5 protein-coding genes are annotated in these 8,392 nt (G+C 48.0%); 2 read left to right on the top strand and 3 right to left on the bottom strand.

Annotated elements, in window-relative coordinates:
- Window positions 1-254: 254 nt before the first annotated feature.
- The 3 genes from JW881_07690 to JW881_07680 form a co-directional block, all read right to left on the bottom strand.
- Window positions 255-1,835 (bottom strand): hypothetical protein, encoded by a 1,581-nt coding sequence (locus tag JW881_07690; GenBank protein MBN1697380.1) that lies wholly within the window; start codon window positions 1,833-1,835, stop codon window positions 255-257.
- A 251-nt stretch (window positions 1,836-2,086) separates the two neighbouring features.
- Window positions 2,087-2,791, bottom strand: coding sequence for a TrkA family potassium uptake protein (locus JW881_07685; protein MBN1697379.1), 705 nt, complete (start codon window positions 2,789-2,791; stop codon window positions 2,087-2,089).
- An 84-nt stretch (window positions 2,792-2,875) separates the two neighbouring features.
- Window positions 2,876-4,396 (bottom strand): TrkH family potassium uptake protein, encoded by a 1,521-nt coding sequence (locus JW881_07680; GenBank protein ID MBN1697378.1) that lies wholly within the window; start codon window positions 4,394-4,396, stop codon window positions 2,876-2,878.
- A 213-nt stretch (window positions 4,397-4,609) separates the two neighbouring features.
- Between JW881_07680 and JW881_07675 the strand changes: the two genes are divergently transcribed.
- Together JW881_07675 and JW881_07670 are read left to right on the top strand one after the other, a co-directional pair.
- The gene (locus tag JW881_07675) at window positions 4,610-6,361 is read left to right on the top strand and encodes an ABC transporter ATP-binding protein (GenBank protein MBN1697377.1); all 1,752 of its coding nucleotides are present in this window, start codon (window positions 4,610-4,612) and stop codon (window positions 6,359-6,361) included.
- Window positions 6,362-6,389: 28 nt separating this feature from the next.
- Window positions 6,390-8,240 (top strand): ABC transporter ATP-binding protein, encoded by a 1,851-nt coding sequence (locus JW881_07670; GenBank protein MBN1697376.1) that lies wholly within the window; start codon window positions 6,390-6,392, stop codon window positions 8,238-8,240.
- The last annotated feature ends 152 nt before the right edge of the window (window positions 8,241-8,392 follow it).

The following is an 8,392-nucleotide window of genomic DNA, read 5'->3' as shown; positions in this document are numbered from 1 at the left end:
CGTTCACACTCACCGTTCGCGGTGAGGAACGATAAAGAAAACACTATCCAGAATAGCTGAATCGTCATTTTTTCGACCTCCGTCCCCGTGGTGTCCGATTTGTCCCCGGATTGTTAATATAGCAGAAGCCAGGGGCGATGTAAACTCGACGAACATCGTAATATTTTCGGTTTTCGCATGATGAGAGGATTTTTTTCTATGAGAATTCATCATCACCCATATGACAACCTGCTATACAATAAGTGAACTCCGGATTATTCCGCATCGTCCGGATAGCCTGTTTTATAAGGATCGAGGGGATCATTATAGATGCCGTCGCTGAACAGTTTACGAAAGGTTTCTTCCGTCCACGGAGGGTATAATTCTTCAATGCGGCTACGCTGCGAATAGGGGATGATATGCCGTTCGCTGTTAAATGAAAAGAGACTCAGAATAAAAAACAGCATGCATGCATAGAATGGAATATGCGAAAATCCGCCGAACACCGCTTCCAGGCCTTCTCCGGCCGCAGCGAGCAGCTGTATTGAGAGGATACAGAGAAGCAGGCACGGAATAAGCCAGAACTCGAAATAGTCGGGTTCCCAGTAGGCGGTAAACACTGAAAACAACACAAAGGAGAGGAGGATAAAGAAAAAGCTTCTTCCGTAACGAATCCACATAAACGGGAAAAAAACAATTACCCCGGCTAAAACGAGCAGACAAAATAAAGCGACGAGGTTAAACACACGGCTTTCTTTTCCAAACATCTCTTTCATATCGTATTGGAATACGAGTTCATCGTATCGTTTCGTCTGGTTTACGGTCGGGGAAAGAAAGGCATTGGTGAGACCGCGAAAGGATTGCCTGGGATCGAACTGTCTGAAACCGTGTCCGTATCCGCTAAAGGTCGCGTATCGAAATATCCAGGTCTGAAACGTCGTATTCTTGAACGGGCCGTTGACTGCGACGGGGCTTGGTTTGTCAAAGGGAAGATGATAAACCGATTTTCCCGCATAAAAGTACGCGGCGGTCGTTGCCGAGAGACAGATGGCGGTGATGATGCCGATACAAAGATACCGGCGCCCCGGTGATTTCCGGAGGGCACTTATCCTCTGTGCGGGGATGATCCTTAAAGGTCCGATCCCGTACAAACCGCCCGAATCGGCTAAAATCCCCCGATCTTCCAAATATCTTCCTGAATGATTCATGAGTCCGGCTTTCTTCGCTTTCCCGGGGAAAAAACACGAAGGAAGCCCCAGTGCGATACAGAAGGCGCAGCAGGCAATCCCCATATACTGATGAAACATTATATCCACAAAAAGAATAATACCGCCGGCAGCCGCATATAAAAAGATGAAACGCTTCGCGTGATCCATCCGTTCGAAAAACCAGAGGGTCGCGATCATCCCCGCGGCCGGGTAGATCGCCGTGTCGACCTTGACGGCAAAAACAAGGTAACCGTGACAGACGCCGACGAGGAGCCCCCCCAGCACTGCCCAGACCGGCTTTCCGGTCGAATGAAAAAGATACAGAACGGTAAAAAAAATACCGCAACAAGCGAAAAGGAGGGACCGCAGCCTGTTGTTGAACATGATATCGTCAAATCCTGCATTTCCAAGGTGTCCGTTTATAAGCGAATGAAAAAAGACTCCTGCCGAAGTCTCAAGGAGATGATGCGGATTAAAGACCGGATAGGTACCGCGCTTGATCGCCGTGATGATGTTATATCCGTATAACGCCTGATCATAGTCGATGTACCGTGGTATGAAATGAAAATGGAAGAGAAAGTATAGCAGACTCAAGGAGCATGCCAATAAGGGCGGGAGAAAGGAAAACCGTTTTTTTTTCACTGTCATCCGCTGCTCCTGGACATCGTATAGTGTGGGCATCTTACCTGTTTTATAGACCTGCGTCAATCGGGAGAAGGCGGTTGTGAAAAACTGCCGAGAATTCCGCGCAGTTTTTCTATGGTAAGGGGTACCGATCCTTCATAATGATTGTTCACGTTCACAAATCAATGCCGTCGGGCTTTGAATAGACGAGTCCCTCCCATGAAGGATATTTCCATCTGCATGTTCCCGTAAATAGATGTGCCATACCATCACCCTCACATGTCTTTTTTCGGCCAGAGAGAGAACTTTTCCTGGGTCAGAAAATCAGCGGCGTGCTCGATAAACTCCTTTTTTGTAATGAGAAATACGGTGTCCCCTGCCGCCAGTTCATACTCCCCCCGCGGTATGACAAACTCGTCGATCTCTTCTTTATAGACTCCCATGAAGACACATTCATCGGGAAATTTTTTATGCTGCGTGATCTCTCTTATTTTTATGCCGATGCTTTTTGCCTTCGCCGGAATTTTTATTGCGAATACATCCGCCTTTCCCTTGCCGAGGGTCATGATATTTCTGACCTTCGGTTGTTCGATTTCGATCATGATCTGATTGATAAGCAGATCGGCGACGCGGACAAGCAGACTGACACCGGCAAGCCGGTAAGATTCTTCGTAATGGGGATTATAAAGCCTGGCGATGATTCTCGGCACTCCGAGGCTTTTTGCAAGTAGGGCCGAGGTGATGTTGTCCGAATCCAGCCGCGCCAAACAGAGGACGATATCGGCATTCCGTGCCCCTGCCTTTTCCAGAACAGTGAGATCCGTCACATTCCCGACAATCGCGGGAGCTCCCGTCTCGCTGTGTACGACCTGACACGCAAGACTGTCTTTGTCGATGACAACGACATTATGGCGGTGTGCGACAAGGAGTTTCGTTACCTCCGTCCCTATCGTTCCCGCCCCGCATACAATTATATACATGATCGTATCTCCTTTTCTGTTTTCCGGTTATTTCGTGAATAATCCGGCTTTCATACACCGTGCATTTCACGGTGACACCCCTTTTCACATCCACGCACGCCTGCTAAAAAGAAGCAGAACCGGCAATATTTCGAGCCGACCGGCGAGCATCCCGACGATATAGGTGATTTTCACGACAGGATTGAGAGATATCATCTGGTCAACGGAGATATAGCACGGACCGATATTCCCCAGCGCGCTGCACATCCCGGAGAATGCACTTCCCGCATCAAGATCGGAAAAGAGAGATGTAATACACCCGCCCGCGACAATCAATACAATCCAGGCAAAGAAAATCCCGCACGCCCGGTAGATCTCGAGCGGATTCACCACCTTGCCGTCGACGACAAGGGGCGCGACCGATCGTTCGGGTGCCCGCAGTCTGAACACTTCCCGCTTTATCAGCTTCGCCAATATGCTGATCCTGAATACTTTGAACCCGCCGCCGGTCGATCCCACGCATCCGCCTATGACCATCATGACAAGGAAAAGCAGTTTTGCAGCCGAACCGAAAAACATCCCGCCGATATCCTCCGTCACGAATCCGGTTGTCGTAATAATCGATACGGTGTGGAAAAGCGATGCACGAAGGTTCTCCTCGAACCATACCGCGTATCCCCCGGGTGTACTATCGACCGGGGGCGGGACCGCACCGGAAAAAAAACGCTCAATCGCTATTACCGCGACAAACGACAGGATAATAGTCCACCAGTAGCGCATTTCGCTGTTATCGATAAGCGCCTTGATATCGCCCTTCAACACACGAAAATGGATAAGGAAATTCGTTCCTCCCAAAATCATACCGAGAATAATAATATATTCTATATATATATAATTGGGATGCCCGGACAATTTGTAAACCCCGATGCTTGCATCATAGGGCGAGAATCCTCCCGTGGCGATCGCCGTCATCCCGTGACAGATACCGTCAAACAACCGGACCCCTGCAAACATGAGGAGTGTGATTATGAAGAGGGTAAACCCGATATATATGGCCCAGAGTATTTTAACGGTGCTTGAAAGCCCCGGGACGGGGCGTTCGGCATCCACCTTATGGCTTTCAGCGCCAAAAAGACGATGGGCTTCACCCTTTCCGGAAAGAACCGCCAGAAAGAGGGTGAGAATACCAAGCCCCCCTATCCACTGAATCAACGCCCGCCAGAAAATGATACTTCTCGGCATCGTATCGAGTCCCCGGAAAATCGTAATGCCGGTCGTAGTAAACCCGCTCATCGTTTCAAAAAAAGCGTCCAGATATCCCGTCTTCAAACAAAAAACAAACGGCAGCGCGCCGATGGCGGAAAAGGCAATCCATGCAAGGCTGCAAATAAGTATTGCGGCTCTGGTATACGGAGTGCCTTTTGGAACGAGAAAATAGAAGAGAAGGCCGATGAAAAGGGCAATCCCTGAAGGGATGAGAAACGCCCACCAGCTTGACATACCCGATGAGGGTTCACCGTTGATAAAAGCAACAATCAGCGGAAGGAGAAGGATAACGGCAAGAATTATAAGAAGCGAACCAAGCGAGTTTATAATAATACTGATTGTTGAAAGTCTGTTCCGCACCTCCGTCCCTCCGTAAACGGGTAATTAATACTATAACCACAATCAGGCTTTTATCAACACCCTGTAACAATTTTCATGAAACCAAACGGTAGATCGCAACATCTCCGCTTTCCTAAAAAGTGAGGGATACCGAAATCGATCGCCGCTTGTTGCCGAAGGCGACAATATTGACTATATTGAACCAATATTCCCGGATAAACAAAGGATATCTTTATGATTTCTCTGCTGCGAATGTTTTCATTTCTCAAGAAATACCGACTTTCAATGACGGGATCTTTTTTTCTTCTCGTCATTTCAGTGGCCCTTAATCTGAGTCAGCCAAAGCTTGTCGAACTCGTGATCGACTACGGCATAAAGGCAGGGAAATTCGATTTGACCCTTCTTGGAGCCCTCGGGATTCTTGTCGCCGCCATTATCGGATTTACTTTCCATTTTGCGAGCGGGTATCTCCTCATCGGGGCTTCCCAGGGCATGGCATATGATATACGCAACAACCTTTATAACAAACTCATGTCCCTCCCTTTCACGAGTCTGGACAGATGGCGGACGGGGGAATTGATGGTGAGAATGAACTCGGATGTGACCACGATCATGATGTTCATCCGCATGGGTTTTTTTATGATCATCCAGTCTGTATGCATGATCACGGGCAGCCTCATCATCATGTTTCTTACGAACGCCCGGCTTGCGACCATTATGGCCGTCATTATGCCAAGTACGCTGCTTTTATTTTTTATTGTGGCAACATTGATAAGGCCTGTTTTCATGAAGGTAAGAGAAAAACTCGACAACCTGAATAATATGCTTCAGGAAAACCTTGCAGGCGCCAAAGTTGTGCGTGCTTTTGCCGGACAATCATCGGAAATAGACCGATTCGAAGAGAAAAACAGGGATTTCCTCAGCCAGTCGCTAAAGGTCGGCTATATAATATCGTTTCTCTTTCCGGTGCTTCATCTCGCGGGACAGCTTGCCCTTACCGCCACACTTTGGGTCGGCGGGACCCTTGTCATCGAAAACTTTCTTTCGCAGCAAAGCAGGGGTCTTTCTCTCGGGCAGCTTGTGGCATTCAATAACTATGCACTTCTGGCTATGTTCCCCATTATAATGCTCGGTATGGTCCTGAGTTTTATCTCCATGGCCGCGGCCTCCGCCACCCGAATAGAGGATCTCCTGAAAGAACCGTCCCGTCGCCCGGAAATCGATCATGAACAATCCATGAAACGGATTGAAGGCTCGATCGAATTCAGGAATGTCAGTTTCCATTACGGAGACGGTGAGAACGCACTTACCGATATCTCCCTTACGATCACTCCGGGACAGCGTATCGGTATAATCGGGACGACCGGCGCCGGAAAATCGAGTCTGGTTCATCTGATACCACTTTTCTATGAGCCTTGTGAAGGTGAAATACTGATTGACGGCATTGATAACAGAAACCTCACCTTTGAAACACTCAGAACCAGGATATCGGTTGTACTTCAAGAAACCATGCTCTTTTCCGGAACAATCCGCGACAACATCGCATTCGGCAGGCCGGAAGCCGATAACGCTGAAATCGAAAGGGCAGCGGAAGTAGCCTGTGCCCGTGATTTCATTCTCGAAAAAGAGCATGCCTGGGATGAGCCGGTCGGTGAACGTGGAGCCGGGCTTTCAGGCGGGCAGCGGCAGCGGATTGCCATCGCCCGTGCGGTCCTCTCACAACCCGATATTATCATCCTGGATGATGTTACCTCATCCGTCGATATCGAAACGGAGAACAGACTCATCGACAATCTCTATAACGAGTTTGCCGAAAAAACCGCCATCATCATCAGCCAGAAAATCAACACCATCAAAAACTCAGACAATATCGTGGTCGTCGATCGTGGTAAAATTGCGGGAAGGGGAACGCATGAAGAACTCCTTGCGGAAAACGAAATATACAGGGAAATCGCGACAACACAAACATCGTTGCTGCAATTATAACAGCTAATTGAAAAATGGAGTGTCGATCATGAAAGAAAGCAAGACGGCAAATATACCCGCATTTCGCCCCAGAGGACGACGATTCGGCCATGGGGGTACGATCGAATCGCCGCTTGATTTTAAAAAGGCTTTGACGCGGCTGCTTGCCTATATCGGTCCACAGACAATCGTTTTTCTCATCACCGCCATACTGATTCTGATCGATGTTGTCCTCCGCGTCGCCGCCCCCGCGATTATCGGCCGGGCGATAACCCGCTACCTCGAAACCACTCAGAATCTCTCGAAGTTCATCGAACAGATGATTGTCCTCCTGATTATCTACGGTGTTTCCTGGGCGGTAAACGCATTATACAACGCCCTTATCGTCAGGATTGGAAATAACATCGTTTTCCGGCTTCGTAACGATCTCTTCCGCCACATACAGACACTCTCCATGTCCTATTTCGATAAACGGGGCATCGGCGATATCATCTCGCGGCTTACCAATGACATCGAGATGATCTACAATGCGCTTTCAAACGGTATCTCACAGATGATAAGCGGGCTTTTTTCCGTAATCGGTGTCATTATCGGGATGCTGATGCTCAACATCCAGCTTTCCCTTGTAGTCATTTCCGTGGTCCCCGTCATGTTTATCGTAACGGGAATTATCGGAAAAAGAATAAGGGCGGCGTTCCGGATAAATCAGCAAAAGATCGGTGAACTCAGTGCCAATATCCAGGAATCGGTCACGGGAGTTAAAGTCATCCAGTCCTTTCACCGGGAAAAAGAGGAATATAACAAATTCGAGAAAATAAACGATTCCACACGTCGTGCCGGGGTAAAGGCCCAGTTTACCGCATACATTTTTATGCCCCTGATGAACCTCCTCACCGCCCTGGTCCTTTCACTGCTTGTCGGTATCGGAGGTTTTCTCATTATGGGGGGGAATAGTCTTTTCTCTATCGGACTGCTTACATCGTTTATTATTTACGCCAGGAGATTTTTTGAACCGCTCAGGCAGATGACCGGTGTCTATAACGTCATTCAGTCCGCGTTAGCCGGGGCTGAAAGGGTTTTCGATGTCCTCGAAACATCTTCCGATATCGAATCCGTAAAAAACGCGAAAAAAATCGAAACGATCGAGGGAACGGTCAGGTTCGAGAACGTTACATTCGGCTATACCGATGATAAGACCGTTCTGGAGAACATTAACCTGAATGTCAGTAAAGGCCAGATTATCGCGATTGTCGGTCCTACGGGTGCGGGTAAAACGACCCTCGTCAACCTCCTCTCCCGTTTCTATGATGTAACCGAAGGAGATATTTTCATCGACAATATACCGATCAAACAAATCGATGTTAACTCATTACGGACGAAAATGGGCGTCGTTCTCCAGGAACCGTTCTTTTTTGCCGTATCGATCAGAGAAAATCTAAAATACGGAAATCCGGATGCGACAGACAAGCAAATTGAAGAAGCGGCAATCATCGCAAACGCGCACCATTTTATTCAAAAACTTCCGGAAGGTTACGATACAATACTTTCGGAACGTGGTTTGAATCTCTCGCAGGGCGAACGCCAACTTCTGGCTATTACCCGCGCGATCCTTGCAAATCCGAAAATCCTCATTCTTGACGAGGCGACATCGAATATCGACAGCCTTACCGAGGCCAATATCCAGGAGGCCCTCCTCACTCTTATGAAAGGCCGGACAAGCTTCATTATCGCCCACAGGCTTTCGACTATACGGAACGCCGACAATGTCATCGTCCTCCATAATCGATCGGTTGTCGAACAGGGGACACATGATGAATTGATGATGAAAAAAGGTTTTTATTACCGGTTGTACATGATGCAGCGAACAAAAGCAGAGATAACGGAAGACATGGCGATCTAAGCCAAGAGTCTGCCGGGAAAAAGAGTCTTTCAGGTCCGGTGTCTTGTATGTGGTTTGTAGATTTGTTTTTAAAGTCGAAGTATCCAAAATGGTGAATATTGATTCGTATAGAGAGAAATTAATCTATTTCTACCCGGTAAATGCTGAATTAT

This window comes from Spirochaetales bacterium (assembly GCA_016930085.1).
GTDB lineage: Bacteria > Spirochaetota > Spirochaetia > SZUA-6 > JAFGRV01 > JAFGHO01.
The sequence above is the reverse complement of the archived record's forward strand: the minus strand, read 5'-3'. Positions and strand labels throughout refer to the sequence as shown.